This window comes from Microbispora sp. CA-135349 (genome assembly GCF_050947365.1).
In the GTDB taxonomy this organism is placed as follows: domain Bacteria; phylum Actinomycetota; class Actinomycetes; order Streptosporangiales; family Streptosporangiaceae; genus Microbispora.
Genome location: NZ_CP192001.1, coordinates 5632073 through 5658601 on the forward strand (window position 1 = coordinate 5632073; position 26529 = coordinate 5658601).

General features: G+C 72.8%; 20 protein-coding genes and 2 tRNA genes. 8 read left to right on the forward strand and 14 right to left on the reverse strand.

Annotated elements, in window-relative coordinates:
• Positions 1 to 32 precede the first annotated feature (32 nt).
• The 5 genes from ACQPZZ_RS25945 to ACQPZZ_RS25965 all read right to left on the reverse strand — a co-directional run bounded on the left by ACQPZZ_RS25945 (position 33) and on the right by ACQPZZ_RS25965 (position 4000).
• On the reverse strand, positions 33 to 338 hold the full coding sequence (locus ACQPZZ_RS25945) for a hypothetical protein (protein ID WP_432923116.1): 306 nt from the start codon (positions 336 to 338) through the stop codon (positions 33 to 35).
• Positions 339 to 433: 95 nt separating this feature from the next.
• On the reverse strand, positions 434 to 2251 hold the full coding sequence (gene glmS, locus ACQPZZ_RS25950; RefSeq protein ID WP_432923118.1) for a glutamine--fructose-6-phosphate transaminase (isomerizing): 1818 nt from the start codon (positions 2249 to 2251) through the stop codon (positions 434 to 436).
• 8 nt (positions 2252 to 2259) lie between these two features.
• Positions 2260 to 2535, reverse strand: a complete 276-nt coding sequence (locus ACQPZZ_RS25955; protein ID WP_030505148.1) for a hypothetical protein — start codon at positions 2533 to 2535, stop codon at positions 2260 to 2262.
• 90 nt (positions 2536 to 2625) lie between these two features.
• Complete coding sequence (locus ACQPZZ_RS25960; RefSeq protein ID WP_363640013.1) at positions 2626 to 3264, reverse strand: class I SAM-dependent DNA methyltransferase; 639 nt, start codon at positions 3262 to 3264, stop codon at positions 2626 to 2628.
• Positions 3265 to 3436: 172 nt separating this feature from the next.
• Positions 3437 to 4000, reverse strand: a complete 564-nt coding sequence (locus tag ACQPZZ_RS25965) for a DJ-1/PfpI family protein (RefSeq protein WP_432923121.1) — start codon at positions 3998 to 4000, stop codon at positions 3437 to 3439.
• 188 nt (positions 4001 to 4188) lie between these two features.
• On the opposite strand from ACQPZZ_RS25965, the gene ACQPZZ_RS25970 reads away from it, so the two are divergent.
• The 3 genes from ACQPZZ_RS25970 to ACQPZZ_RS25980 all read left to right on the forward strand — a co-directional run bounded on the left by ACQPZZ_RS25970 (position 4189) and on the right by ACQPZZ_RS25980 (position 4841).
• Positions 4189 to 4260, forward strand: a tRNA-Gly gene (locus tag ACQPZZ_RS25970).
• Positions 4261 to 4285: 25 nt separating this feature from the next.
• Positions 4286 to 4360 (forward strand) — tRNA-Val (locus ACQPZZ_RS25975).
• Positions 4361 to 4460: 100 nt separating this feature from the next.
• Entirely contained in the window at positions 4461 to 4841 is a 381-nt protein-coding gene (locus ACQPZZ_RS25980; RefSeq protein ID WP_432923124.1) for a hypothetical protein, read from the forward strand.
• A gap of 416 nt (positions 4842 to 5257) precedes the next feature.
• On the opposite strand, the gene ACQPZZ_RS25985 is transcribed toward ACQPZZ_RS25980, so the two are convergent.
• Positions 5258 to 6148, reverse strand: a complete 891-nt coding sequence (locus ACQPZZ_RS25985; protein ID WP_432923127.1) for a hypothetical protein — start codon at positions 6146 to 6148, stop codon at positions 5258 to 5260.
• 115 nt (positions 6149 to 6263) lie between these two features.
• Positions 6264 to 8765, reverse strand: a complete 2502-nt coding sequence (locus tag ACQPZZ_RS25990) for a molybdopterin oxidoreductase family protein (protein ID WP_432923130.1) — start codon at positions 8763 to 8765, stop codon at positions 6264 to 6266.
• Between the two features lie 227 nt (positions 8766 to 8992).
• On the opposite strand from ACQPZZ_RS25990, the gene ACQPZZ_RS25995 reads away from it, so the two are divergent.
• The 3 genes from ACQPZZ_RS25995 (at position 8993) to ACQPZZ_RS26005 (ending at position 15741) form a co-directional block, all read left to right on the forward strand.
• Positions 8993 to 11896: an ATP-binding protein gene (locus ACQPZZ_RS25995; RefSeq protein WP_432923133.1), complete on the forward strand. Its 2904-nt coding sequence runs from the start codon at positions 8993 to 8995 to the stop codon at positions 11894 to 11896.
• A gap of 71 nt (positions 11897 to 11967) precedes the next feature.
• Entirely contained in the window at positions 11968 to 13089 is a 1122-nt protein-coding gene (locus tag ACQPZZ_RS26000) for an alpha/beta fold hydrolase (RefSeq protein ID WP_432923136.1), read from the forward strand.
• Between the two features lie 21 nt (positions 13090 to 13110).
• Entirely contained in the window at positions 13111 to 15741 is a 2631-nt protein-coding gene (locus tag ACQPZZ_RS26005; protein WP_432923138.1) for a GMC oxidoreductase, read from the forward strand.
• Positions 15742 to 15744: 3 nt separating this feature from the next.
• Here ACQPZZ_RS26005 and ligD read toward each other — a convergent pair whose 3' ends face one another.
• The gene (ligD, locus tag ACQPZZ_RS26010) at positions 15745 to 16926 is read right to left on the reverse strand and encodes a non-homologous end-joining DNA ligase (RefSeq protein ID WP_432923141.1); all 1182 of its coding nucleotides are present in this window, start codon (positions 16924 to 16926) and stop codon (positions 15745 to 15747) included.
• Between the two features lie 156 nt (positions 16927 to 17082).
• On the opposite strand from ligD, the gene ACQPZZ_RS26015 reads away from it, so the two are divergent.
• Complete coding sequence (locus ACQPZZ_RS26015; RefSeq protein ID WP_432923144.1) at positions 17083 to 18468, forward strand: cytochrome P450; 1386 nt, start codon at positions 17083 to 17085, stop codon at positions 18466 to 18468.
• 1 nt (position 18469) lies between these two features.
• On the opposite strand, the gene ACQPZZ_RS26020 is transcribed toward ACQPZZ_RS26015, so the two are convergent.
• From ACQPZZ_RS26020 to ACQPZZ_RS26040, 5 genes are all read right to left on the reverse strand, one after another.
• Positions 18470 to 20800, reverse strand: a complete 2331-nt coding sequence (locus tag ACQPZZ_RS26020; protein WP_432923147.1) for a DUF4132 domain-containing protein — start codon at positions 20798 to 20800, stop codon at positions 18470 to 18472.
• Positions 20801 to 20910: 110 nt separating this feature from the next.
• Positions 20911 to 21303: a hypothetical protein gene (locus ACQPZZ_RS26025; RefSeq protein ID WP_432923150.1), complete on the reverse strand. Its 393-nt coding sequence runs from the start codon at positions 21301 to 21303 to the stop codon at positions 20911 to 20913.
• Between the two features lie 72 nt (positions 21304 to 21375).
• Positions 21376 to 22419, reverse strand: coding sequence for a sugar phosphate isomerase/epimerase family protein (locus tag ACQPZZ_RS26030; RefSeq protein ID WP_432923153.1), 1044 nt, complete (start codon positions 22417 to 22419; stop codon positions 21376 to 21378).
• Positions 22416 to 22607 (reverse strand): hypothetical protein, encoded by a 192-nt coding sequence (locus tag ACQPZZ_RS26035; RefSeq protein WP_432923156.1) that lies wholly within the window; start codon positions 22605 to 22607, stop codon positions 22416 to 22418. Before ACQPZZ_RS26035 ends, ACQPZZ_RS26030 begins: the two co-directional genes overlap by 4 nt.
• Positions 22598 to 23599, reverse strand: coding sequence for a phosphotransferase enzyme family protein (locus tag ACQPZZ_RS26040; protein ID WP_432923159.1), 1002 nt, complete (start codon positions 23597 to 23599; stop codon positions 22598 to 22600). The genes ACQPZZ_RS26035 and ACQPZZ_RS26040 overlap by 10 nt, the downstream gene beginning before the upstream one ends.
• Before the next feature lie 517 nt (positions 23600 to 24116).
• Between ACQPZZ_RS26040 and fusA the strand changes: the two genes are divergently transcribed.
• A complete protein-coding gene (gene fusA / locus ACQPZZ_RS26045; RefSeq protein WP_432934545.1) occupies positions 24117 to 26246 on the forward strand; it encodes an elongation factor G in 2130 nt (709 codons plus the stop codon).
• Between the two features lie 55 nt (positions 26247 to 26301).
• Here fusA and ACQPZZ_RS26050 read toward each other — a convergent pair whose 3' ends face one another.
• Complete coding sequence (locus ACQPZZ_RS26050; protein WP_432923162.1) at positions 26302 to 26478, reverse strand: hypothetical protein; 177 nt, start codon at positions 26476 to 26478, stop codon at positions 26302 to 26304.
• Between the last annotated feature and the right edge of the window lie 51 nt (positions 26479 to 26529).

A 26529-nucleotide genomic window follows, 5' to 3' on the forward strand; every position in this document is an offset into this window, starting at 1 on the left:
GTCCCGCTTTCGCGGGCGGGTTCCGCTTGCTGTCAGGGGTCGCGGGCACGCAGGACGCGATCTCGCTTGCCCAGCGGGGCGTCGCCCACGAGTTGGACGGCGTATCCCACCACCGCGCCGAGGAGCAACCGGGCCCACTGCGTCCGATTGAGACGCGCCTGGAGAAGGTTCACCAGCTCCTCCAGCTCGGTCCGCTGCGGCGCCGACTCGGGCAACTGCTGCCGGGCGATCTGCCGTACGCGCCCAAACTGCTCACGGCTCCGGCGTGCTGCCCGCACCAGGGTGAACACGAGGACGGCGACGACGGGCAGCGCCATCACGAAGTAGGTCACATGCATACCCGTACATCGGCGCCGGGGCCGCCCGGCATTGCGCCGAACCCCGGACCGTCCGGCTCGCGCCTGCGGCGCGAGCCGTACGGGAGGAAGGGGTTCTACTCGACCGTCACGCTCTTGGCGAGGTTGCGCGGGCGGTCGACGTCGCGCTCCAGGGCGACGGCGGCGTGGTAGGCGAACAGCTGCAGCGGGATCGTCAGCAGGATGGGGTCGAGCTCGACCTCGTTCTTGGGCACCACGATGCAGTCGTCGGCCGCCTCGGAGGTGCGGTGGCCGACCATGAGGATGCGCCCGTGCCGGGCCCGGATCTCGCCGAGCGTGGTGAGGTTCTTGTCCAGCAGCTCGTCGTCGGGGACGATCGCGACGGTCGGCAACTCGGGGCTGATCAGTGCGAGCGGGCCGTGCTTGAGCTCGCTCGCCGGATACGCCTCGGCGTGGACGTAGGAGATCTCCTTGAGCTTCTGGGCGCCCTCGCGGGCCACCGGGTAGCCGCGCACCCGGCCGACGAACATCATGCCGGGCGCGTCGGCGTACTTCTTGGCCAGCTCCTTGATCCGATCCTCCAGCGTGAGGATCTCCTCGATCTGCTCGGGCAGCCGGCGCAGGCCCTCGCAGATCCTGCGGCCGTCGGCCGGCGACAGGTCGCGTACGCGGCCGAGGTGCAGGGCGAGCAGCGCGAACGCCACGGCCGTCGAGGTGAACGCCTTGGTGGAGGCCACCGAGACCTCGGGACCTGCGTGCAGGTAGATGCCGCCGTCGGTCTCCCTGGCGATGGCGCTGCCGACGGTGTTGACGATGCCCAGCACCCGGCCGCCCTTGCGCTTGAGCTCCTGCACGGCGGCGAGGGTGTCGTACGTCTCGCCCGACTGGCTGATCGCGACGTACAGGGTGTCGGGCTCGACGACGGGGCTGCGGTAGCGGAACTCCGACGCCGGCTCGGCGTCGGCGGGGATGCGGGCCAGCTCCTCGATGAGCTGCGCGCCCATCTGGCCGGAGTAGTACGCGGACCCGCAGCCGATGATCTTCACGCGACGGAACGAGCGGGTCTCGCGGGCGTCCATGTTGAGGCCGCCGAGGTGGGCGATGTGGAACCGGTCGTCCATCCGGCCGCGCAGCGTGCGGGCGACCGTTTCGGGCTGTTCGGAGATCTCCTTGAGCAGGTAGTGCTCGTAGCCGCCGTTGTCGTAGTGGCCGGCGTCCCAGTCGACCGTGAACGGCTCCTTGGCCGTCTCCCTCGCGTCGCTGGTGAACGTGGTGAACCCGTCGGCCTTGATGACCGCGAGCTCGCCGTCCTCCAGGTGCACGACCTGCCGGGTGTAGCGGATGAGCGCGGCGACGTCGGAGGCGGCGAACATCTCCTTCTCGCCAAGGCCGAGCACGATCGGGCTGCCGTTGCGGGCCACCACGATCTCGCCGGGGCGCTGCGCGTCGACGACGGCGATGCCGTACGTGCCGACCACGCTCTTCAGCGCCCGCAGGACGGCCTCCCGCAGCGAGTCGGTGTCCTTGACCATGCGCCCGATGAGGTGCGAGAGCACCTCGCTGTCGGTCTCGCTCTCGAACTTCACGCCCTCGCCTTCGAGGCGGCGGCGCAGCTCGTCGGCGTTCTCGATGATGCCGTTGTGCACGACGGCGATCCGCTGCTCCTGGTCGAGGTGCGGGTGCGCGTTCACGTCACTGGGCGCGCCGTGCGTGGCCCACCGGGTGTGCCCGATGCCGATCGTGCCCTTGAACTTCGCGGGCACCTCCGCCGCCAGGTCGGCGACCCGGCCCTTGACCTTGCGCGTCCTGAGGCTCTTGGCGTTCACGACGGCGAGGCCGGCCGAGTCGTAGCCGCGGTACTCCAGCCGCTGGAGACCTTCGAGCAGGATGGGCGCCGCATCCTTCGGCCCGACATAAGCGACGATTCCGCACATAACCGCTCCTATCCGTAAACGATCCGCCGGAGTTGGCGCAGGGTCAGCTCCGGTGCCGCGACACGCCTTCCCGCGAGCTCGGCGGAGATCCTGGGGAAGATCTGGTCGTTGGTCAGCCCCCTCGACTTGAGTTCGCCGTGGCGGCGCCGCACGTACTCTTCCGCGGGCTCGCCGAAGTACGCCAGAACGTCGGCCACCACGCGGGCCGCCTCACCCGGCCCCAGTGACGTGGTCCGGGTGAGGTGGCCGATCAGGTCCTCGAAGGGATGCCGTGCCGTGGACACAGAGCAGGACCCTAACGCAGTGCAGATGCCGACTAACAAGTTTCCTGCCCGTTTTCGGGCAGGATCAAGCCGGAGACACCCCCCTGGCCGCTATCGTCTGCGCATCAGCAGGCGGCCCTGGCGGAACCGCTCGCCCTCCAGAGGCTCACGGAGCATCCGTCCGATCTCGGTGAAACCCGCCTCGCGGGCCAGCCCGGCGAGGTCGTCGATCGGCCATCGGTACGCCGGCGCCGCCTTGTGGTCGAATTCCGACACCGGATCGCCCTCGGATTCGTAGAAGCCGAGCAGGAGGTGTCCGCCGGGGGCCAGGACGCGGCGGAACTCGGCGAAGTACGGCGGCAGTTCCCGCGGCGGGGTGTGGATGACCGAGTACCAGGACAGGATGCCGCCCAGCTCGCCGTCGCCGAGGTCCAGCGCGTCCATGGATCCGAGCTCGAAGCGCAGATCGGGATAGGCCTCGCGGGCGATCTCGATCATCTTGGGCGACAGGTCGACGCCGAAGACGTCCAGTCCCAGGTCTCGCAGGTGCGCCGTCACGGCGCCGGGGCCGCATCCCAGCTCGGCCACGGGCCCGGAGCCGGCGGCCCGTACGGACTCGGCGAACGCGGCGAGCAGCGCGCGGTCCAGCGGCAGGCGGTCGAGCACGTCCCGGAAGAGCTCGGCGTAGAGGACGGCGACGGCGTCGTACGCCTCAGCCGTCGCGGTGAGATAGGGAGGGGTTTCGGTCATGCCGGACGACTGTAGTGTCCCTCCCGCCGATCTTCGCCCCGTCGCGTCGCCCCTCGAGGAACACGAGTCCCGCCGGGTGCCGCCCCGAAGACACGACACAGGCGATCGGGGGCGGATCCGGGCCGAAGATCCGGGGCCGATGGGCCGCGATCCGTCCCCTCGCAGCCGGCGATCAGGTCGCCGGGGCGGCGGCGCGCAGCACCTTCATGAACTCGCGCATCCACGCCGGGTGGTCCGGCCAGGCCCGCCCGGTCACGAGGTTCCGGTCGACGTGCGCCTCACTGTCGATCCAGGTGCCGCCTCCGCTCTCGACGTCCTGCGCGCAGGCGGCGTAGGCGCTGCTCTCCCGGCCCTTCAGCACCCCGGCCGCCGCGAGCACCAGCGGTCCGTGGCAGAGCGCGGCGATCGGCTTGCCGGCCTCCGCGAAATGGCGAACGATCTCCTGGACGTTCCGGTCGCCGCGGATGTACTCGGGGGCGCGCCCGCCGGGGATCACCAGGGCGGCGTACTCGTCCGGGTCCACTTCGGAGAAGGCGACGTCGGCCGCCCAGGTGTGGCCCGGCTTCTCTGTGTAGGTGTCGAAGCCCTCGACGAAGTCGTGCACCACGAACTGCAGCTTCCTGGCCACCGGCGCCGCGATGTGCGTCTCGTAGCCCTCCTCGAGAAGCCGCTGGTACGGATACATCACCTCCAGGTCCTCGGCCGCGTCACCGGTGATGATCAGTACCTTCGCCATGGCGTAGCCCATCCGTGTGCACGGTCGCGGCCTCATCCTGCGCGCGGCCTCCCCCGCGGGTCAACGTCCCGCCCCGCTTCGGTCACGCGGCGCGTCGGGCCACGGGATCGGCGGCAGTTGGCACCGGCACCCCCCGGGATCCGCTAGAGTTAGTGACGCGTCGCCGGGGAAAACCCCGAGCGATGGCTGCGGAAGTGGCTCAGTGGTAGAGCATCACCTTGCCAAGGTGAGGGTCGCGGGTTCGAATCCCGTCTTCCGCTCGGAGCCCGGACGACATCCGGGCACGGACGATTAGCTCAGCGGGAGAGCGCTTCCCTGACACGGAAGAGGTCACTGGTTCAATCCCAGTATCGTCCACCATGATTCGAAGGCCGGATTCCCACTCGAGGAGGTCCGGCCTTCGGCATTTCCACTGCCGGCCCCAGGCGCCGCGTCGATCACACCGGAGGACGGCGCGTCCGTGAACGAGACGGTTCGCGCCCTGTTGACGGAGATCCTGGACGAGGGCCTGGACGACTGGGTCACCCTGGGTCACGTCGTTCATCGCGCAGCGGTTCTGTCCCGCGGGACAGCGGCCGAATCGAGAAGAGTGGCGCTGACCGCCGTGCGAACGCTTCTCGCCCGACGACTGGCCGTCGCCGGAACCATCGGCGACTCGGGATTCGAGGCCTGGGCCCTGGAGCCAGAAGACGCTTTCGCGCGGATCATCAGCGAATGCGAGAACCGCGGCTGGACGCTCGGACTGACGGATGTCTGGCTCGCCAACACCGATGAGGGCGACCGCGTGGCCCGCTCGATGAAGGCGGAGGGAGCGGTCATACCGCACCGTTTGATCCGCTGATGTCGCGCCCCGGTCGCCGCGAAGCCCGACAACCATTCGGTATACCACCGGACATAGCGTGATTCATCTCGATATTAGGCCCCGGCCCTCCACGTCGGCGCCGGCCGCCCATTGCGACCGGCGCCGCCGGAGAAATCGCGGCACGGCGCCCGCCTCACCGGCAAAGCGTTCCCGCCGCCACCGGCACGCCCCCGCCACGAGCACCGGTATCACGATCGGCGCGGCCGGTCCCCACCGGCCTCCAGCACCGAGATAATCTTCTACCAATTTCCCCCGTGCCCACACAATCTATTTCGTCCGAAATCATACTGGGCACGTCTAGATTTCCTCTTAATGACGGGCTTTGTCGCCATTTTCCGCACGCAGCGGATGCCATGAACGGCAGGCGAGCGGGCCGCGTCCGGCGACCGGAGGAACTACCAGGACGGGACGACCAGAACCTGCGGCGCGGCCCGGTGCATCCGGGTACGCAGCCAGAGCAGTTGCAGGGCCGTCTCGGGGGCGCAATGGCGGGCGAGGCCGAGCAGATCGTCGTCCCTGAGCCCGCGGGCGGCCTGCGCGACCACGCTCCAGGACAGGTCGCACTCGGTGGCGAGGAGGTACAGCCCATGCAGGTCCCGCAGAAGCGCGAGACCCCCGCCGCCGTCCCCGCCGTCGTCCCCGCCGTCGTCCCCGCCCCCGGGCGTCACGGGCGGGAGCCGCGCCGCCCCGGAGGCCGCGCCCTCGACGCTCCCCCTCTCCCGTTCCGCGGCCCCGCGAACCACCCGCCGCAGGTCGGCCGTATCCAGGCCCGCCGCGTCGAACCCTCCGCCGTTGAACCCCCCACCGTCGAACCCCCCGCCATTGAACCCCCCGGCATCGAAACCGGCGCCGTCGAAAGTCACGCTGTCGAACCCGCCGGCGTCGAATCCCGCGGTCTCCAGGCGCGACGCCCCCGGGGCCGGCGGTCTCACCCCGGGCGACCCAGGCTCGGCGGGACGTGGCTCCCCTGCTCTCGACCACGCGAGACGCGGATCGCGGGGGCTCGGCTCGCGGAAACCGGGCTCGCGGGGACCGGGCTCGCGGGGACCGGGCTCGCGGGGACCGGGCTCGCGGGGACCGGGCTCGCGGGGATCGGCGGAGCGGCACCGACGCAGGAAGGTCTCCAGCCGATCGGCGTGATCGTGGCACTGCGCGGCCAGGCGCTCGCAGACGCCGCACAGGTCGGCCTCCCGGGGATGGCCGCGCCACAGCGCGCGGAACCCGGACGACAGCTCGTGCTGCGTACGGGACAGCGTCTCCAGATAGCGCGCCAGATGCTCGCTCACGGATCGTCCCACCCGCGGGCGGCGTCCCCCGAAGCGGTGCGTGCGCGTGCAGGGATCATGGCTCGTCGCTTCCTTCCGGTAGGCCGACCCACCTCGTCTCCGGCGATCGCGGACGTCAGACCTCCTCGTAGCGTTCCGGCGTCTCCCCTCCTCCGGCTGTGGCCGTCACCTCGGGCCACGTGGTCACATTGCGGCCGAGATGCGCGGCGGCCGGTGAGCAGAGGCCGTCCTCCATCGCCGCGTCCCCGCGCCGCCCGGCCTTCACCAGCCGGACCGCCGTGGCGGTGCGCAGCGGGCGCCGGGACACCGGATCCCACGCGGTGAGCGTGAGCTCCGCCGCCGCCCGCGCCGTGGCCTCGCCCTGCCCGTCGAGCAGCAGCACCACGGCTCCCGGGCGTACGCCGGACAGCCGCGCGACGGCCTCCAGCACACCGCGGGGCGACTCGACCCGGACGAGGTCGCCGTCCTCGACACCGAGCACCGCGGCGTCCCCGGGGTGGACCTCCAGGCACGGCTCGGCCGGGAACGGCTCTGGCACGGCGGCGCCGAGGCGGGCCAGCCGGGCCGGAAAGCGGCGCAGCGCCCGGTGGGTGGTGAGGACCAGGGGGTGCTCGTCGTCGGCGACCTCGGGAGACGGCTCGAAGTCGGCGGCGTGGAGGAAGGCCCGCCCTCCGGGGTCCTCGGCACGGTATCGCTCCTCGCCGTACTCGGCCCCGGTGGCGAGGTCGGCCCCGAACGTCTGGCAGCACCCCGGGCCAGTGGCGAAGCATCCTCCGGCGTACAGGCGCTCGGCCCCCTGTGAGCCGGCCGGCGTGCAGGGCCACTGGACGCCGCCGGCCCGCAGCCGCTCGTAGGTGATCCCGGTGTGGTCGCACGGACGGCCCCTGGAACACGCCTTCCACGCCTCGAACGCCGACTCCGCGTCGGTCCAGTGCACGAGCGGCCGGCCGTCCCGATCACGCAGGTCCATCCGCCGCGCGTAGTCGAGCAGGATGTCGAGGTCCGCCCTGGCCTCCCCCGGCGGCTCGACCGCCTTCTCGCACAGGTGCACGGTGCGGTCCGCGCCGGTGAGGGTGCCGGTCTTCTCGCCCCAGGCCGCCGCCGGGAGCACCACGTCGGCCAGGCGCGCGGTCTCGGTCAGGTACGGGTCCTGGACGACGACGAACAGGTCCTCCCGGGCGAGGATCCGGTCGAGGCCGGGCACCGCGGTCACCGGGTCGGACGCCGTGATCCACAGCAGCCCGACCGAGCCCTCCTCCGCGTACCTCAGGATCTGACCGGCGTGCGTGGCGGGCCCCCAGTGCGGGATCACCGCGGGGTCGACGTTCCACAGGTCCGCCAGCTCACGCACATGTCCCGGGTCGGCCCAGTTGCGCAGCCCGGGCAGGTCCGCCGCCGAGCCCGCCTCCAGCGCGTCGCAGCCCGGCCCGCCGAGCTGGAACAGCCCCGCCCCCGGACGGCCGAGCATGCCGCGCAGCAGGTGGACGTTGTTGACCTGGCATGCGGCGGCGGTCGCCTGGTTGGAGCCCAGGAAGTCCGGGCCCACGGTGGACACCAGCCGCTCGGCGGCGCCCAGGATCTCGGCGGCCTGCTCGATCAGCGCGACCGGCACCCCGCAGATCTCCGCCGCGCGCTTGGCGGGGTACGCCTCGACGACCCGCCACAGCCGTTCGAATCCGACGGTGTGCGCGGCGACGTACGCCGCGTCGTGCCAGCCGCCCGCGATCAGCTCGTGCAGCAGCCCGTTGAGCAGGGCCACGTTGGTGCCGGGGCGCACGGCGAGGTGGACGTCGGCCTCCCCCGCCGCCGCCGTCCCCTCGGGACCGACCGCGATCATGGCGGGCGGCCCGGACCCGAGCCGCCGGTCCAGCATGCGCTCCCACAGCACGGGGTGGGAGGCGGCGCAGTCGTGGCCCCACAGCGCGAGCGCGTCGCAGTGGTCCACGTCGGTGCACGAGCCGGGCTGGCCGTCGATGCCGAAGCTCGCCGCGAGCGCGGCCGCGGCGGCCGCCGCGCCCCAGCGGGTGTCGCCGTCCATGTGCGGGGTGCCGATCCCCGCCTTGCCGATGACGGCGAGGGTGTAGTGCTCCTCCAGGAACAGGCGCGTGCCGGTGTGGAAGGCGAGGCGGCCCCAGCCGCCGGCACGGGCGAGCAGGTGCCTCGACCTCGCCACGATCCGGTCCATCGCGGCGTCCCACGTCGCCTCGACCAGCCGTCCGTCCTCGCCTGTCCCGCCCTCTCGGACCAGGGGGCGGGTGAGCCGGCCCGCGCGCGGCTGCCAGGCGTGCCACTCCCGGGGGTCGAGCCTGCCGTGGTTGACGCGGTCGCCCGCGCGGCCGCGCACGCCGACGATCCGGCCGCCGCGCACCGCGAGGTCGAGGGCGTCGCCGTTGGCGCCCGCCGCGGAGACGGCGCGGGCCCAGTGCTCGACCTGCGACTCGGAGAGGCCGTCCTCCAGGACCAGGTCCACGCGCACCGGCCAGGGACTGCCGAGGCGGATGACCGGGGGAAGCGCGTCGCGCATGTGGCTGGGCAGCGCCGCGGCCAGCCGTTCCACCGCGTCGGGAGGTCCGTACGGCGTGCGCCGCCCCCTGGGATCGGCGATCCGGTCCAGCACCTGGCACCTCCGCGGTGACGATGTGTGAACGACGCGTCCCGTACCCGGTGCCATGCGCCCCTGATCCCGGAATCGCCCGAACTGACCGGTTCCTTTTCGAATACTTTCCAAAGGGTGTCAATGTTGAGCGGTGTACTTCGGACACTCCGGCGATCTGTAAAGTGCTTTTACTGGGTGTTGTCTACGCGGCCGGCGGGGGGCGGCCCGCGTTCGCGTGTGGGGTGCGAATGAATGGACGCACGGCCGGGCCGGTCGTCTCGGGCACTTCCACGCCACTCGTCGGACGGCAGGACGCGCTGGCCGCGCTGCGGGGCGCGATCACCGCGAGCCGGCGTGACGGGTTCCAGTTCCTCGCGCTGACCGGCGAGCCCGGCGCGGGCAAGACACGGCTGCTCGGCGAGCTGGCGGCGATGGCCGGCCGGGACGGCTTCACCCCGCTGTGGGGACGCGCCGCCGAATACGAGCAGATCCTCCCCTACAGCGCCCTGGTGGACGCACTCGACGACCACCTCGACACCCGCCGCCAGGAGGTCGCCCGGGCGGTGGGCGCCGGGCAGGCCGCGTTGCTGTCCGGAGTCTTCCCCGGGCTCGCCGCCGGCGAGCTTTCCCCGGAGGACGAGCCGGCGCTCGCCGACGACCGCAGCGGCCTGGCCCGCTACCGGCTCTACCGCGCCGTACGACAGCTCGTGGGCGTGCTGGCCGGGCCCTCCGGCCTGCTGCTGGTCCTCGACGACGTCCACTGGGCCGACGACGGCACGATGGAGTTCCTCGAGCATGTCGTGCGTCACCCGCCCGCCGGACGGGTGCTGATGGCCGTGGCCTACCGCCCTGCCCAGGCCGCCCCGCGGGTGGCCAGGCTGGCGGCGACGGCGGGCTCGCGCGGGCACGAGGTCGCGGTCGGCCCGCTGAGCGCGACCGAGGTGCGGCAGTTCCTCGGCCCGGGCGTCGGCCGCGGGCGAGGCATGGCGCTGTACGAGGCCAGCGGGGGCAACCCCTTCTACCTGGAGGCGCTGGCCCGGATGGACGGCACCGACGTGACCGAGCTGCCGCCGACCGCCCTCGCGGCGCTCCGGGTCGAGCTGGGCGACCTGACCCCCGGCGCGCTGCTGGTGGCCCAGGCCGCTGCCGTGGCCGCCGACGAGTTCGAGCCCACCATCGCCGCCGTGGCCGCGCAGGTGCCGCCCGCGGCCACGCTCGCCGCGCTGGACGAGCTGGTCGAGCGCGACATCGTTCGCAGCGTTCGCGGCCGGTTCCGCTTCCGCCATCCCCTCGTGCGCCGCGCGGTCTACGAATCCGCGGCGGCGGGCTGGCGGCTGGGCGCGCACGCGCGCATCGCCGCCCACCTGGCCGAGCTGGGGGCTCCCGCGACGGCGCAGGCCCACCACGTCGAACACTCCGGGTCGCTCGGCGACCAGCGGGCCGTCGAGGTGCTGGTGGCCGCGTCCCGGGCGGTCACCGCGCACGCGCCGGCCACGTCGGCGCACTGGCTGCAGGCCGCGCTGCGGCTCATGCCCGACGACGCCGCGTCCCGGGAGGACCGGCTCGCCCTGATGATGGAGTTGAGCTGGGCGCAGGGAATCAGCGGCAGGCTGGCCGAGGGCCGCGACACCGCGCGCGAGCTGCTGCGCATGCTGCCCGAGGACGACTACCCCCGCCGGGGCAGGGCGGCCCGCGTGTGCGCACTGATGGAGCGTCAGCTCGACCGCCCGCACGAGGCGCGGGCGCTGCTGCTCGACGAGCTGAGCCACATGCCCAACCCGCGGGCGGCCGCCGCCGTGCCGATGCGGATGCGCCTGGTGGCCGAGAGCATGATGCGGGTGGACTTCCGGGCCGCCCAGGCCGTGCTCGACCTGATGCCCGACAACGCCGACGACTGGGAGCCCGGCCTCGCGGTCGCCGTGGCGGCGCTGCGCCCGATGCCCGCCCTGGCCGCCCGCCGTACGGACGACGCGCTGCGGTACGCCGAGATCGCCGGCAAGCTGCTCGCGGACGCGCCGGACGAGCACCTGTCCGAGTGGCTGGACGCCCTCGCCTGGCTGTGCTGGGCCGACTCCTACCTCGGCCGCTACGGCGACGCGCTGCGGCACTTCGACCGGGCGGCGGCCGTCGCCCGGTCGACGGGCCAGAGCTACATCCTGACCAACCTGCTCGCGGGCCGGGCCAAGACGCTGGCGGCGACGGGCCGCCTGGCCGAGGCCGCGGCCACCGCAGAGGAGTCCGTGGAGGGCGCACGACTGCTCGACTCCGGCCAGCAGATCGTCTTCGCGCTCACCCAGGTCTGTCTGGTCGAGTCGTGGAGCGGCGACGACGAGGCGGCGCTGCGGGCCGGCGACGAGGCCGTCCACCGCGGCGTCGGGGCGGGCGAGACCTGGGAGGCCACGGCCCGCTACGCCCGCGGACAGGCCCTGGTCAACGCGGGCCGGTACGCCGAGGGCGTCGAGGCGGTGCTGGACGCGTGCAACCGGTTCGACTCGCCGCGACTGGACCCGGGGACGCTGCTGCAGGCGTGCGAGACGCTCGCCTACGCGGACGCCGCCCAGGAGACCGACGCGGAGTCGAGCGCGCGGGCCGCCCAGTGGGCGGCGCTCGCCGTACGGCTGGAGGACCCGCGCCTGCCGGCGTACTGCGGCTTCGCCGCGCTCGCCCGGGCGCACGCGCTGTCCCGCCAGGACCCGTGCGCGGCGGCCGTGGCCGCCGAGGAGGCGGCCCGCCTGCTGCACGCGGGCGGGCGGCGGCTCGACGCGGGCCGGGCCCTGCTCACCGCCGGGCTCGCGTGTCTCGGGACGCCGGACGGCCGCGGCCGCGCGCGGGAGAGCCTGCGCGCCGCGGCCGAGATCTTCGACTCCTGCGGCGCCCGCACGCTCAAGGCGCGCACCGAGCGGGAGCTTCGCCGCCTCGGCGTGCGGGTGGGCGGCGGCGCGAGCACGGCCCCGGGCGGGGACGCGCCCCGGTTCGGGCTGTCGCCCCGCGAGCTGGAGGTGGCGCTACTCGTCGCCGAAGGGCTGACCAACCAGCAGGTCGCCGAGCGGCTCTTTCTCAGCGTCCGGACGGTGGAGACGCACCTGTCCCGGATCTTCGCCAAGCTGGAGGTCACCTCCCGGGTCGGCGTGGCGACCGCTCTCAGGCGGTAAGTACGGGTTTTCCACGATGCCGCCGGTACGGGTGGGCCTGGAAAGGTAGCCCTCGGCAGAAAGGCGATCGAATGGAACACCGCATACCCCGGTTCACGCTCGACGGCGTGGGGGACGCCGAGGTCACGGTCCATCCCTTCGCCACGGAGGACGAACTGGGGCTACAACTCACCCGGTTCCGCCGCGGCGACGCGCCGGCGCAGGGGGCGCAGGACGACGTCGTGCTTCTCGTGCACGGCCTGACCTCGTCGAGCGACATGTTCATCATGCCGGAGCACACGAATCTGGTCCGGTTCCTGCACGACGGCGGGTTCGGCGAGGTGTGGACGCTGGACTTCCGGATGAGCAACAGGTTTCCGTACACCATGGAGACCCGCCGGCACACGCTGGACGACATCGCCCAGTACGACCACCCGGCAGCACTGCGCGAGATCCGCCGCCACGTGGGGGCGCGGCGGATCCACGTGGTGGCCCACTGCCTGGGGTCGGTGTCCTTCCACATGAGCCTGTTCTCCGGCGCCGTGAGCGGGATCGCCAGCCTCGTCGCCAACAGCGTCGCGCTGACCCCCCGGGTGCATCGCTGGGCCCGTCTCAAGCTCGCCCTCGGTCCCACGCTGCTGGAGTACGGCACGGGTCTGTCGTACCTGGACCCGCGGTTCAAGGACGCGCCCCCGCTGACGCGGCGGTGGCTGCTGGCCCGCGCCGTCTCCTTCTTCCATCCCGAGTGCCGGGAGGCGGCCTGCCACATGCAGAGCTTCATGTGGGGCAGCGGCAGGCCCGCCATGTACCGCCACCGCAACCTGGCGCCGAGCACCCACGTGCACGAGCGGCTCGCCGACCTCAACGGCGCCAGCGACCTGCACTACTACCGGCACGTGCGGAAGATGGTGGCCGCCGGCCGGGCGGTGAAGTACGACACCGGCGACCCGCGGCTCGCGGCGCTGCCCGACGACTACCTGGTCAACGCGGCCGACGTCGGCACGCCGATCCTGTTCCTGACGGGCGATCACAACGACGTCTTCACCGACTCCAACATCGTCTGCCACCGGGTCCTGTCGAAGGCGGCGCCGGGACGGCACGAACTGCGGATCCTGCCCGGATACGGGCACATCGACCCCCTGATCGGGGCGAACGCGCACCGGGACGTCTTCCCGCACATTCTCGACTTCCTGAAGCGACACAGCGGTCGCTGAAGCGGCACTGAGAGAGCACTCATGGAACACGTCGACGCGGTCGTGGTCGGTTCGGGCTTCGGCGGCTCGGTCGCCGCCTACCGCCTCGCCGAGGCGGGGCTGTCGGTGGTCGTCCTGGAGCGGGGCAGGGCGTACGCGCCGGGGCAGTTCCCGCGCGGCCCGGCGCAGCTCGGCCGGGCCTTCTGGGACCCGGCCGAGGGCCTGTACGGGATGTTCGACATCTGGAGCTTCTCCGACTGCGACTCGGTGGTCGCCAGCGGCCTCGGCGGCGGCTCGCTCATCTACGCCAACGTGATGCTGCGCAAGGACGAGGACTGGTTCGTCCACGAGCAGGCACTGCCCGGCGGCGGCTACGAGTCGTGGCCGGTGACCAGGGCCGACCTCGATCCGCACTACGACGCGGTCGAGCGCATGATCGGCGTCTCGCCGTATCCGCTGAACCGGCCCGGCTTCGACGACACGCTGAAGACGGCGGCCATGCGGGACGCGGCGGCCGAGCTGGGGCTCGACTGGCGGCTGCCGCCGCTCGCCGTCAGTTTCGCGCCGTCGCCCGGGGCGCAGCCCTGCCAGGGGGCGCCGCTCGCCGATGCGGCGTACGGCAATCTGCACGGGGTGCCGCGCCGTACGTGCCGGTTGTGCGGCGAGTGCGACATCGGCTGCAACGACGGCGCCAAGAACAGCCTCGACCACACCTATCTGTCGGCCGCCCGCCACCATGGCGCGGACCTGCGCACGCTGCACGAGGTCCGGCGGATCAGGCCGCGCCTGGGCGGCGGCTACGACGTGGAGTACGTCGAGCACATCCCGCGTGCCGACGAGGACGGCGACGCGCGGCCGCGGGCGACCGGGCCGCACACGATCAGCTGCGACCGGCTCGTCCTGGCCGCCGGCACGTACGGCACGTCGTACCTGCTGCTGAAGAACCGGGCGGCCTTCCCCGGCCTGAGCGGGACGCTCGGCACGCGCTTGTGCGGCAACGGGGACATGCTGGCGTTCCTGCTGCGGGCCACCGACCGGAGCAGGACACGGCCCATCCGGGCGAGCCGCGGACCGGTCATCACCAGCGCGATCCGGCTCGACGACGGCGCGGACGGGCGCGGCGCCTACATCGAGGACGGCGGCTATCCCGAGTTCCTCGACTATCTGATCGAGGGCGCGGACATGGGACCCGGCCGGATCACGCGGTTCCTGCTGCGGCGGCTGCGCAACGTCGTCACCCACGACACCAACCTGTCGGCGGAGATGGCCGACCTGATCGGCCGGGGCGAGCTGTCGGGCACCTCGCTGCCGCTGCTCGGCATGGGCCGGGACGTCCCCGACGGGCGGCTGCGCCTGCGCGACGGCCGCCTCGACGTCGACTGGACGGCCGAGAGCAGCGAGGACTACTACGAACGGCTGCGCGCGATCATGCGCAGGATCGGCGACGTGCTCGGCGCGAAGTACGCCGACAGCCCGCCGTGGTGGCGCAGGCGGATCATGACCGTGCATCCGCTGGGCGGCGCGCCGATGGGCCGCCATCCGGGCGAGGGGGTGTGCGACGCGTACGGCGAGGTCTTCGGCTTCCCCGGGCTGTACGTCGCGGACGGCGCGGCCCTGCCGGGGCCGGTCGGCGCGAACCCGTCGCTGACGATCGCCGCGCTCGCCGACCGCATGAGCACCCGGATCCTGGAGAGCCGGGCGTCCGTCGCCTCGCCCCTGGTAGGGGTCGAGAGCGCGAAGGCCGACGGCGCGGAGGTCTGGAGCACGGAGGTCAGGAACACAGGGGTCATGAGCACGGAGGTCATGAGCACAGGGGTCACGAGCGCGGGGATCGGAGCCGTGGAGTCGTCCGCCGTGCCGTCCACCGCGTCGTCCGTAGAGGCGGGGGCGCAGGCTCTGCCGGTGGGGACGACGGTGACGCGGGCCGCCGCCGCACCGCGGACGGCGGAGACGGCGGGATCGCCGGCGGGTCCGGAGCAGGCGGCCGCCCCCGGCGACCGTCCTCTCGCGACCGGCGACCGTTCCCCCGCGGCCGGGCCGGTGGACGAGCCGAGCGTGTTCGATGGCCGGACCTCACTGTGGTTCGTGGAGGAGATGCGGGGGCTCCTGATGCACGGCGCGTTCGTGCCCGGCCGGGCCCGGCCTCCGGCCGCCGAGGGCACGGCCGGAGGGTTCCCGATCGCCTTCCGCCTCACGATCACCATCGACGACGTCGACCGTTTCCTGACCGAGCCCGAGCACGAGGCCAGGGCCGAGGGCTGGGTCGAGGCCGACGCGTGCGGGGGCAGGCGGCCGATCGCCCGGGGGTCGTTCAACCTGTTCGTTCCCGGCGAGACGGCCGGGCAGCGGCGCATGTGCTACCGCCTGCACTTCTGGGACGCCGACGGCCGCCCCCGCACCCTGGCCGGGCGCAAGGAGATCCAGCCGGGCGCGCCGACACGTTTGTGGCTGGACACCTCCACCCTGCACGCCCGCCTGCTGGAGGGGCACGTCGAGGAGGACGGGGACGAGGACGCCGTCGTGGTCGCCGCGGGGACGCTGCGCATCCTGCCGGCCGACCTCGTGCGGATGCTCACGACGTTCCGTACGGCCGGGCCTGACGGCGCGGCGGCCGTGGCCCGCTTCTGCCGGTTCTTCCTCGGGGAGCTGTGGGAGGTCTACGGCCCGGGTTGATCTCTAGCCCCAGGGGTCGTAGTCGGCCTCGAGCGGTTCCTGGCCGGGCCGGTCGGGCTCGGGGACGTGCCGGAGGTTGACCCTGATCCTGGTCCAGGTCGAGCTGCGCCCCCGCATGGAGTCGACCAGGACGTCGGCCGGGTGCAGGAGGCGGGCCACCTCGGGGTGGCGGGCCTTCCACCGTTCGAGCCCGGCCATCGCCTCGTCCCGCGTGGCCGCCCTGGCGATCTCGATGAGCGGCATGACGGACTGACGCCGCCCCCGCTTCGGCGCCGCCGCCGGTGCGCCCGGCCGTGGCCCCTGCGCCTCGGCCAGCTCCAGCAGGGCGTCCAGGGAGCCCGCCCGCTCGTCCATCCCGGCCCACGGGTCGCCCACTTCGGCGTACCGGTCGGGCATCGACGCGAGGGTGAAGTCCTCCGGCCGGCACCCGGGCACCTCGTCCCAGGCCAGGGGCGCCGAGACGAGACCGGTCGGCCGTACGGAGTAGGCGGAGGCGACGGTGTGGTCGCGGGCGTTCTGGTTGTAGTCCACGAAGACGCCCTGCCGCTCCTCCTTCCACCACCGGCTGGTGGCGACGTCCGGCTCCCGGCGCTCGATCTCCCTGGCCACCGCCTCGGCGGCCCGCCGCACCTCGCGGAAGGTCCAGCGCGGCTCGATGCGGGCGTAGACGTGGAACCCACGCGAACCCGACGTCTTGGGCCAGGCGGTCAGGCCGTGCTCCTCCAGCACGTCCCTGGATACCAGGGCGACCCTGACGATCTGCTCCCAGCCGACACCTGGCACGGGATCGAGGTCGATCCGCAGCTCGTCCGGATGGTCGAGGTCGTGGGCCCGCACGGGATGAGGGTTGAGGTCGACGCAGCCGAGGTTCACCGTCCACAGCAGATGGGCGAGATCCCGGATCACCACCTCCTCCGCCGTACGGCCGGAGGGATAGCTCAGCTCGACTACCTCCACCCATTCGGGGCGCTTGGCGGGCGCGCGCTTCTGGAAGAACGCCTCCCGGTCGACGCCGTGAACGAAGCGCTTGAGTATCACCGGCCGGTCGGCCACGCCGCGCACCGCCCCCTCGGCGACCACCCGGTAGTAGAAGATCAGGTCGAGCTTCGTGTGCCCGGTCCGCGGGAAGACCACGCGGTCCGGATTCGTGATCTTCACGATCCTGCCGTCGAGCTCCAGCGTCATGCCGCCACACTACGTCGGCACTCCGCCCCCGCCCCGGCAGCACGCGTGGAGCCGGGCGCTGACATTTGCGGGCGGACACTCTAAGATCGCCGCCCATACACGAGGTTCGCATCGCCTGAGGAACGGCTCGGCGACCCGAAAGGCAGGCGCACGCCCATGATCTCCGACAGACGGTCCGCGTCGGCCCTGGAAGGTCTCATCTCGCTACCGCTGGAACCTCTGCTCACCGCCGACTACGAGGCCGATCCCGCGCTCGTCCACGAGCGCCTGCGCGCCATGTACGGCCCGGTGGCCCCGGTCGAACTTCTCGGCGTGCCGGTCTGGTTCGTGTGCGGCTACGACGAGGTGCTGCACGTCATGCAGAATGTCCGCGACGTCTGGAGCAAGCGCGTGGACAACTGGCGGGCGTACACGGAGGGACGGGTGCCCGCCGACTGGCCGCTGCTCGCCCTCCTGGGCGCCGACAACTCGGGTTTCCACGACGGCGACAGGCACCGGGGTCTGCGCGGCGCCTGGAACGAGGGGCTCCGCCCGTTCCAGGAACCGGGCGGCGAGCAGGCGCAGCGGCTGGAACGCGCCATGCTGAGACACTGCGACGACCTCATCGGGGTCATGGCGGAGGGCGGGCCGACCGGCCGGACGGATCTGGCCGCCCAGTACGGGCGGCCGTTCCCGTTGCTCGTCGCCAACCACCTGCTCGGCGTCACCCTCGAGCGGGGCGAGGACATGGTGATGGACCAGTGGCGCCTGCTGGACGGCCCCGACTCCGCTGGGGCGTACCAGCGGCTCTTCGCCACTCTGCTGGAACTGGCGACGGTCAAACGGCAGCGGCGCGGCGACGACCTGCCGTCGTACATGATCGAGGCCAAACCGGACCTCACCGATGAGGAACTGGCCCGCGAGCTGTTCATGCTGTCCGGTTTCCTCGACTTCACCGGCAGCCTGATCTGCAACGTCATCCTCGAGGTGATCACCAATCCCCGGCTGCGGGAGACCGTGTCGATCGGTGCGATCGAGGAGACGGTCAACCGCGTCGCCTTGGGCAACCCGGCGCTGGCCAACCTGACCTTCCGTTACGCCAGGACGGACGTGCAGCTCGGCCGCTTCACGATCGCGGCAGGCGACCCGGTGATGCTGTCCATCGCGGGCGCGCACGCCGACCCGCGATTCGCCTCCGCGCTCCGGGACACCGTCCGCAGCACCCGCGCCCACCTGGCGTGGGGCGCCGGCCCGCACCGGTGCCCGAGCCAGCGGCTGGCCGGCCAGATGGCGACGATCGCCGTGCGCCGGCTGCTCGACCGGTTCTCGACGCTGCAGCCGGCGGTTCCCCACGACGAGCTCGCCTGGCGTGCCTCCCCCTTCATCCGCGCGTTGCGCTCCCTGCCCGTGCGCTACGAGCTCAACACCGGCTTCGTCCCGACGCCGCCCCCCGTGGTCGAAGGCGCCGGCGAACCCGCGCCGCCTGTCGCGGAGGACGACGGCGGCCGGCACCCGAGGTCCGGCCTGCGGGCCTTCCTGCGGAAGCTGCTGCGGGCGCAGTGAGTCACGGCCGGATCTGACGGGTGATCGTCGGATCGGTGATCGCGGTGTCGGCGGCGAGCAGGAACGCCTTGGACACGATGACCGACAGCATGCCGCCGTCCTCCTCGAACGGCAGGAACACCCGGTCGCCCGACCTCTTCGGCACGATGCACAAATAGGCGTCGTTGGGCTCCATCAAGATGTTGCCCGACCCCAGATGGATCTTGTACGTACGCAGGTCACCCCGCACCACCAGGAAACGATCGGTCAGCGCGCACCGATCGGCGATCGCCAGCCGCGGCAACAGCCGGGCGAGCGCGTCGCGACGCACCTCGGCCGTCTCGGACAGATCGCCGAAGCCGTAGGACCGCCAGTAGTCCCGCAGCCGGTCCGCCCCGCGGTCGAACCACTCGGGTTCGGCCCCGATCGACGCGACCGCGACGAAAAGGTCCACATCGCGCATCGCCTCGCTGAACACCAGCGGGGGCACCTCCGTCAGCGGCGCCTCGCGCCATCCGTCGTCGGCCGCCCGCTCGAAGCGAACCTGGCCGGTGGCCGCGTATCCGTCCTCGTCCCAGAGGTAGTCGTGGAGGAACGTCGCCCGCCAGCCGCCCCCGCCCAGCACGCGCCTGGCCTCCCCGTCGACGCCGCCGTCCCACGGCCCCAGATAGGGGGCCCGCCACCCACGCTGCTTGAGCAGCGCGTACAGCTTGTGGTAGCCGACCACGTGCCCGGCGAACCGGTTGGAGTAGGTCGCGGTCTCCTCCTCGGCGGGCGTCAGCAGGTACACCTCGCGGAAGGCCTGCTTGAACGGCTGGCGCAGCTCCTTGTCCTGCACGATCTCGCGCCAGGCCCGCACCTCGTCCGGCGTGGCGCGGGCCGGATGCCACAGCCGCACGGGGACGTCCGGCACGGTCAGCCCGAGCTCGCTGCGCCACACCCCGGGTGACACCTCGAACTCCCAGATCAGCCGGTCCGCGATCGGGTGCCCCTCGAGCTGCCGGTAGGGCGGCGCGACCTGGTGGGCGAACCCGGCCTCCAACGCCCTGACCAGGGTCGTCTGCTGCAGGCGGACCTGCTTCGCCAGCTCGCGCAGCCGCTTGACCTCCTCGGGATGCTCCCGCCTGACCGCGGCCGGGACCGACTTGAGCTTCCTGTCGCCCTGCCACCACGACAGCTCGGCCTCGCCCTCGATCGAGATGACCGCGGTGTGCTCGCCCAGCGTCTCGCGTACGCGCCCGCCGGGCAGCCCGGGCAGCCGGAAGGCGACCTCCACCCGGTCGGCCAGCGCGGGTTCGATGCGCTTGAGCATGCGGTCGAGCTGCTTGGGCACCCCGGCGTGCCGGGTCAGGTTCCTGGCGACGCGCAGGGCCGTGACCGCCTCCGGGGTGGGATGTTCCTCGGCCGCGCGGGCGATCTCGAACAGCACGCCCTGCGACGGCAGGGTCTTGGCCTTGGTGGGCGCGACCGCGACGCCGCGCACCAGCCGTTCCAGTGGCCCGGGCAGCCACGGCTCGTCCCGCAGGAGCGCGATCCGTACGGCGCGGCCGATCGTCTGCTTCTCCTCCATGCCGAACGCCTTCTCCGCGCGGTAGGGCAGCTCCCCGGCGTGGATCGCGTCGACGCGGGCGGCGGCCGCCTCCACGGTGGTGCGGGCGAAGGCGGCGTAACCGGCAAGGACGCTCAGCCGCTCCCGGGCGTCGGGCAGCGGCGGCGGGGCCGAGTATGAGGGCGTTGTCTCGGAGGTCTCCCGCACGAACTCGGCGAACAGCGCCCGCCGCGTGGGATCCCAGCCGAGCAGCAGCTCCACCTCGGCCACGGCCAGCGGCCCACGCCCGGCGGTGAGCCGCTCGGCCACCTCGGCGTCCAGCCCGGCGAGCCCGGCGGCCGCCAGCAGCGGGAAGGGCTCATCGAGCCGATCCTTTCGGAGCAGGCGCTGCACCATGATGCGGGCCGGATCGGCCAGCCGGTCGAGCGGCGCGCCCGCGGGGCACCGGACCAGCGCGCCCACCGCGACCCGGATGTCCCCCTGTCGCCCGGCCATGGCGTCGAACAGACCGGCGCACGCCTCCGGCGTGAACAGCGGCTGACGCTCCCTCATCTCCCTTTCGACCTCCCATCGTGCCAAATAAGCGACGCCGGGCTCCATGTCGACGCGACAGGCCGTGAGGAGCAGCGCTCCCAGCTCGTACGCGCTGCACCGTGAGGCGTCCATCCCCTGTGCGGCAAGCGTGGTGACGCCCGTCATCAGGTCCTCCAGGAGCCGCTCCCACCGGGCAGGCCTCGCGGCTCCCGTCATCAGGTCGTGCAGGAACCGCGCCTGCGGGGACAGGGGCGTGCCGTGAATGTTCATGACCGGATCTGCCTGGTGATCGCGGTGTCGGTGATCGCGGTGTCCATGGTCGTCGGAGGTCTCCCGTCCGGCCGTGTCGGCCCGGCTCGGGTAGCCCCACGCGTCCACCGTCAGCCTCCGACCAGCGGAACGAGCTTGACGAACGACACCACCGGATCGGTGGTCAGGTCGATCTCCGTGTCGAGGGTTTCGATCTGCCGGTCGCCGACGAGCAGCAGGAAGCCGTTGCGGGCGAAGGCGGCCTCCGCGACGTCGGCCTGCCTCTCCCAGTCGAGCGTGCGGGCGGTGCGCATCCGGTAGCCGTTCAGCTCCGCCTCGGCGTCCGTCGGCGTGACCAGACCACGGAAGTGCGGGGCGGGAGAGGCGTTGTAGCGCGCCACCTCCTCGCGGACGCGCAGACGTACCAGCTCACGGGCCGTGATCCGGTCGGGCAGATCCGGAAGGGAGAACTCGGCCAGGGCGCGGCCTGTCGCGGTCTCATCGCGGAACATCACTGACGCCATCGGGCGATCCGTTTCTTTGAAGATCGGAAGTTGACGCAATCTATAGCAGCGGCGGACGACAAATCCGACCCGTCAGGCCAGGCCCGCGGCGCCGAGGGCCTCGCCGAGGGCGGCGCGGTTGGCCCGCTGGTCGGCGACGGCCCGCCCGAGCGCCTCGGCGTCCGAGGCGCGGAAGGCCGGAATGTCCTGCTCGATTACGATCCACCCCTCGTAGCCCGCCCGCCGCAGCCCGGCCAGTACGGCGGGCAGGTCCAGGTCGCCCTGCCCGAGAGGGGGGAAGCCGCCCGCCGCGACCAGCTCCCACAGATCGCCGCCGCGTCCACGGATCCGGGCGAGCACGTCCCGGGAGGCGTCCTTGACGTGCACCTGGCGGATGCGCGAGGACCAGGCGCGGAGCGCCGCCACCGGGTCGCCCCCGGCCAGCCACAGATGCCCGGTGTCCAGGCACAGCGAGACGTCGGTCAGGTCGAGCAGCCGCTCGATCTCCTCCGGAGTCTCCACGTCGGTGCCGAGATGGTGGTGGAAGACGGGCTCCAGCCCGCGGTCGCGACAGCGGGCCGCCGCCTGCCCGATCCTCCGTGCGTACGCCGGCCAGTCGCCGACGGGCAGGGAGAGCCGGTGGTCGGCCGGCATGCCGGGGCGGGCGAACCGCTCGGGCCGGTCCGGACAACCGAGCGTCGGCCGCGGCGCGAACCGCGGATCCGCCGCCCACGCCACCCCGGCCGCCCGCCGGTCCGGTTCGCGGCCCGAGCCGCCGGACCCGGCGCTTCGGGCGGCGTCTCGGGCGGCGTCTCGGGCGGCGTCTCGGGCGGCGGCGAACACATCGAGGGCGGCGTCGAGCGCGATCAGGTCCTCGCCGAAGCCGTCCGGGTCGCCGTAGCGGAGGTCCACCCAGCCGCCCGCGAGCCCGAGACCGTGCGCCGCGAGCCGCGGTGGAAGGGTCCGGGCCGTCCCCAGGTAGCCGATCGGCCCGGAGTCCGTGCCGTCGTAGCCTGCGTCGCGCATCGTCGCGAGCATCCCGTCCGCTTCAGGCGGGGTGCCGCCGGCGCGGTAGACGCCGAAGTTGACGGGCGCGCTCGCCACCCGCACCGCCCAGGGGCCCGCGGGCGCCGTCATCCCGTCACCTCCGCGAAGCGCGCGATCCTGCCCCGCTCATGGGCGGTGTGCGCCGCCGCACTGACGGCGCCCGTACTGCGGTCGTCCCCACTGCCGCCGTCCGTACTGCCCCGGTCCACGTCACGGGACACCTCGCCGTCCTCCTCGTCACGTCCCGCATGGTGACGAACGCCGGTCCTCAGAGCCATCCGCCCAGGTAGCGCTCGGCCAGCTCGCAACTGCCCCGCGTGTACCCGGCGCCGAGTTCCCTCGCGATGCCGGCGGCCGGATGGGAGCCGATCCACGCGACGAGGAGCAGGCGGCGGAACATGATGAACGTCCAGATCTCGGCCTCGTCCTCCTTCGGCAGGTCGAGCACGGACCGGTAGCCGCGCACCCACGACTCCGCCATGTGCGGCACCTCGGGCCGGTGCTCGATGAAGCTGACGGCGGCGCCGAGGTCGTAGAGGTACCAGCCGAGGCCGCAGTCGTCGAAGTCGATGACGCTGATCGCGGCCTCACCGTCCACCAGGAGGTTGGCCAGGCGCAGGTCGGCGTGGATGAGCCCGTACCTGCCCGGGCCCTTGCCGAACCGCTCCAGCCTGCGGCGCAGCTCCGTCTCCAGCCGGGCGAGCACGTCGCGGGCCTCCCTGTCGACGCCGACGCCGTCCTGCCACCTGCCCCAGCGTGCCCGCGGGCCGAAGGCGGCGTCGAGGTCCCAGTGGAAGCGGGTGAAGGACGCCGGTCTCGCCCAGGCGCGGGCGTGGCGGTGCATGCGGGCGGTCAGCGCCCCCAGCCGTTCGAACTCCTCCACCAGCCGGTCCTCGGCCGGTTCGGCGCCGGGAAGGAACTCGAACATCACGCAGTGGCGGGGCTCGGAGCCCGGCTCCCGCACGGTGACGACGCGTGACCCGTCCCGCGCCGGCAGCACGCGCGGTGTGACGATGCCCTCTTCCTCGCGCAACGCCTCCAGCCAGGCGAGTTCGCTGGCGATGGCCTCCGGCGCGTGGTAGCCGAGCCGGTGGACCCGCAGGATCGCCGTACGCCCACCGTCGTCGACCGTGAAGGTCGCGTTCTCCGAGACGTTGAGCAGCGTCACCGCGGCCTCGGAGGAGACGTCGTAGTGCCGGAGGGCACGGCGGGCGACCCCCTCGATGCGGGTGAGGACGTCGCCGCCCCCGGACAGGTCGTGGACCTGCATGCGTTCTCCTCACGGATCCCGGAAAAGTGTTCGTCAGATCTTCCCTCGTGATCGTGCGGATCGTCGTATCCCCATCCGTCATGGTGCGGGACGAATGAAAAATCCGTTTCCGGCCCGGGACGGTTTCCGTACACTCACCGGTGATCACGCGCGCGGCCACGCTCCGGCGCGCGCCTCGGCCGAGAGAGGAGAGCCTGCCATGCCCCAGCGCATCGCGGTCGTCGTCCTCCGGTCACGGCACGAGGTGATCCTGGTGTCCACGTCGCTTCCCGGTGCGGGCCGCGCGGCCGGCACCGGACGTTCCTGACGAATCTCACACCCCTGGCAGGGGCCCGGGACCGCGCGCGGATCACCGCGCCCGCTTCCACGTGACCCGCTCGCCCGCCGGCGTGCCCGGCGGGCCGCCGTGTCGCCCGTCTCAGGGGGTCGTTCCGGCCGGGATCCGGCCGGTTCGTCTCGTCAGGCAATCGCGCCGCCATCGCAGGAACCTTCCCGGAGGACACCGAAAGACATGGCCATGCGCGCCAACTGGAACCGCAATCACCTCGTCCCGCCGACCGGCATCCGCAATCTGGGCATCCTCGCCCACGTCGACGCGGGCAAGACCACCGTCACCGAACGGATCCTCTACCTCACCGGTGCCACCCACAGGCGCGGTGAGGTGCACGAGGGGACCACCGTCACCGATTTCGACCCCCTGGAGCGCGACCGCGGCATCACCATCTTCGCCGCGGCCGTGAGCTGCCTGTGGAACGACCACCGGATCAACCTGATCGACACCCCGGGTCACGTGGACTTCACCGACGAGGTGGAGCGGTCGCTGCGGGTGCTCGACGGCGCGATCGCGGTGTTCGACGCCGTCGCCGGTGTGGAGCCGCAGAGCGAGTCCGTGTGGCGGCAGGCCGACCGGTACGGCGTGCCGCGCATCGCGTTCGTCAACAAGATGGACCGCGCCGGGGCCGACCTCGACACGGCGGTCGAGTCGATCCGCGAGCGGCTGCGCGTCACCCCGCTGGTCGTCCAGCTCCCCATCGGGCGGGAGGACGGGTTCGCCGGCGTGGTGGACCTGCCGCGGATGCGGTCGCTGGTGTGGGACGCCGGCCGTGACACGGTCACGGAGGGACCGGTGCCCGAAGCCCTCCGGGACGAGGCCCACCGGCGGCGCCGCCTGCTCGAGGAGACGGTGGCCGAGCTCCATCCGGGGGCGCTGGAGGAGTTCTGCTCCCGGCCGGAGATCTCGGCGCCGACTCTCACCGCCGCCCTGCGCGACCTGACCCTGAGCGGTGGGGCCGTGGTGGTGCTGTGCGGATCGGCCTACCGCGACCGGGGCGTCGAACCGCTCCTGGACGCCGTCCTGGCCTACCTGCCCGCGCCGCCGGACGTGCCGCCCGTACGCGGCGACTGGCAGGGGGAACAGGTGGAGCGGCCGGCCGACCCGGCGGCGCCGTTCGCCGCGCTGGTCTTCAAGGTGCACGCCGCCCCCACCGGGCGGCTGACCTACCTGCGCGTGTATTCGGGGACGCTTCGGAGAGGAGACCTCGTGTTGAACGCCGCCGCCCGGCGCACCGAACGGATCGGCCGCATCCTGCGGGTGCACGCCGACCGGCATGCCGAGACGGACTCCGCCACGGCCGGGGACATCGTCGCGGTGGCCGGGGTCAAGGCGGCCCGAGCGGGAACCACCCTCTGCGCTCCCGCCGCGCCGCTGGTCCTGGAGCCGCCCCTCGCGGCCGCGCCGGTGGTCTCCGTGGCCCTCGAGCCACGTGGGACCGCCGACGCCGAGCGGCTCGCGACCGCGCTGGCCCGGTTGACCGACGAGGACCCCTCGCTGTCGGTCCGCACCGACCCGGAGACGGGTCAGACGGTGCTGTCGGGGATGGGCGAACTGCACCTGGAGGTCTCCGTGGAGAGGCTCCGCCGCGCTCACGGGCTCGACGTCGCCGTCGGGCGGCCCCGGGTCGCCTACCGGGAGACGGTCGTCCGCGGCGTGTCCGGGCTGCTGTACCGGCATGTCAAGCAGGACGGCGGCGCCGGGCAGTTCGCCCATGTCGTGCTCGACGTGGAGCCGATGGCGCACGATGCCGGCCGCTGTGCCGACCCCTGTGCCGGCCCCTGTGCCGGCCGCGATGCCGGCTTCGTGTTCCGGTCGACGGTCACCGGCGGCCGGGTGCCCCGCGAGTACGTCGCAGCGGTGGAGGCCGGCTGCCGGGACGCCCTCGCCGAGGGCCCGCTCGGAGGTCATCCGGTGACCGGCCTGCGGGTGACGCTGACCGACGGCGCGACCCATCCGAAGGACTCCTCGGAGATGGCGTTCCGCACGGCCGGGCGGCTCGCGCTGCGGGAGGCGCTTCGTGCCGGTGAGATGGCCCTGCTGGAACCGCTGGCCGAGGTCACGGTGACCGTGCCCGACGACGCCGTCGGAGGCGTGCTGGGCGACCTCGCGGCCAGGCGCGGCCGGGTGACCGGATCGGCGGCGCGGGCGGGCACCGTCGTGGTCACCGCGACCGTGCCGCTGGCCGAGCTGTTCGGGTACGCGACCCGGCTGCGCGGCCGGACCCAGGGCAGGGGCGCCTTCACCAGCAGGCCCGCCGGCTACGCGCAGGTGCCCGGTATGGCGACCGGCTCCTCTCCTGGTCCGGCCCTTTAGCGTCAGCGACGCCGGCGACGGCTATCCCGTCGCACACCGACGCGGGGAGCCACCGTCACGAGGTGAGCTGCGTGATGCCCACCAGAGCGGCTCCGCCGGCGCCTAGGCCGGCCATGAGCGACCGCGGCCATGACATCCCGTCGCTCAGGCATAGGCCGATCGTGACCGCCGCGATGAGTGCGGCGCAGGTGAAAGCGACGAGCGCCTGAGAGGAGATCAGAGGGGACTGCACGATGTCGGACCTACCTTCGAGTGATCAACGTTGAGGGGCGTGGCCACGCCG

Bases quoted from the DNA above. Each gene is read 5' to 3' on its own strand.
- ACQPZZ_RS26000 (WP_432923136.1), top strand. From the start codon at position 11,968: ATGGAACACCGCATACCCCGGTTCACGCTCGACGGCGTGGGGGACGCC.
- fusA (WP_432934545.1), top strand. From the start codon at position 24,117: ATGCGCGCCAACTGGAACCGCAATCACCTCGTCCCGCCGACCGGCATC.
- ACQPZZ_RS26015 (WP_432923144.1), top strand. From the start codon at position 17,083: ATGATCTCCGACAGACGGTCCGCGTCGGCCCTGGAAGGTCTCATCTCG.
- ACQPZZ_RS26005 (WP_432923138.1), top strand. From the start codon at position 13,111: ATGGAACACGTCGACGCGGTCGTGGTCGGTTCGGGCTTCGGCGGCTCG.
- ACQPZZ_RS26025 (WP_432923150.1), bottom strand. From the start codon at position 21,303: ATGGCGTCAGTGATGTTCCGCGATGAGACCGCGACAGGCCGCGCCCTG.
- ACQPZZ_RS25995 (WP_432923133.1), top strand. From the start codon at position 8,993: ATGAATGGACGCACGGCCGGGCCGGTCGTCTCGGGCACTTCCACGCCA.
- ACQPZZ_RS25965 (WP_432923121.1), bottom strand. From the start codon at position 4,000: ATGGCGAAGGTACTGATCATCACCGGTGACGCGGCCGAGGACCTGGAG.
- ligD (WP_432923141.1), bottom strand. From the start codon at position 16,926: ATGACGCTGGAGCTCGACGGCAGGATCGTGAAGATCACGAATCCGGAC.
- ACQPZZ_RS26040 (WP_432923159.1), bottom strand. From the start codon at position 23,599: ATGCAGGTCCACGACCTGTCCGGGGGCGGCGACGTCCTCACCCGCATC.
- ACQPZZ_RS25945 (WP_432923116.1), bottom strand. From the start codon at position 338: ATGCATGTGACCTACTTCGTGATGGCGCTGCCCGTCGTCGCCGTCCTC.
- ACQPZZ_RS26035 (WP_432923156.1), bottom strand. From the start codon at position 22,607: ATGGCTCTGAGGACCGGCGTTCGTCACCATGCGGGACGTGACGAGGAG.
- ACQPZZ_RS25960 (WP_363640013.1), bottom strand. From the start codon at position 3,264: ATGACCGAAACCCCTCCCTATCTCACCGCGACGGCTGAGGCGTACGAC.
- glmS (WP_432923118.1), bottom strand. From the start codon at position 2,251: ATGTGCGGAATCGTCGCTTATGTCGGGCCGAAGGATGCGGCGCCCATC.
- ACQPZZ_RS26020 (WP_432923147.1), bottom strand. From the start codon at position 20,800: ATGAACATTCACGGCACGCCCCTGTCCCCGCAGGCGCGGTTCCTGCAC.
- ACQPZZ_RS26030 (WP_432923153.1), bottom strand. From the start codon at position 22,419: ATGACGGCGCCCGCGGGCCCCTGGGCGGTGCGGGTGGCGAGCGCGCCC.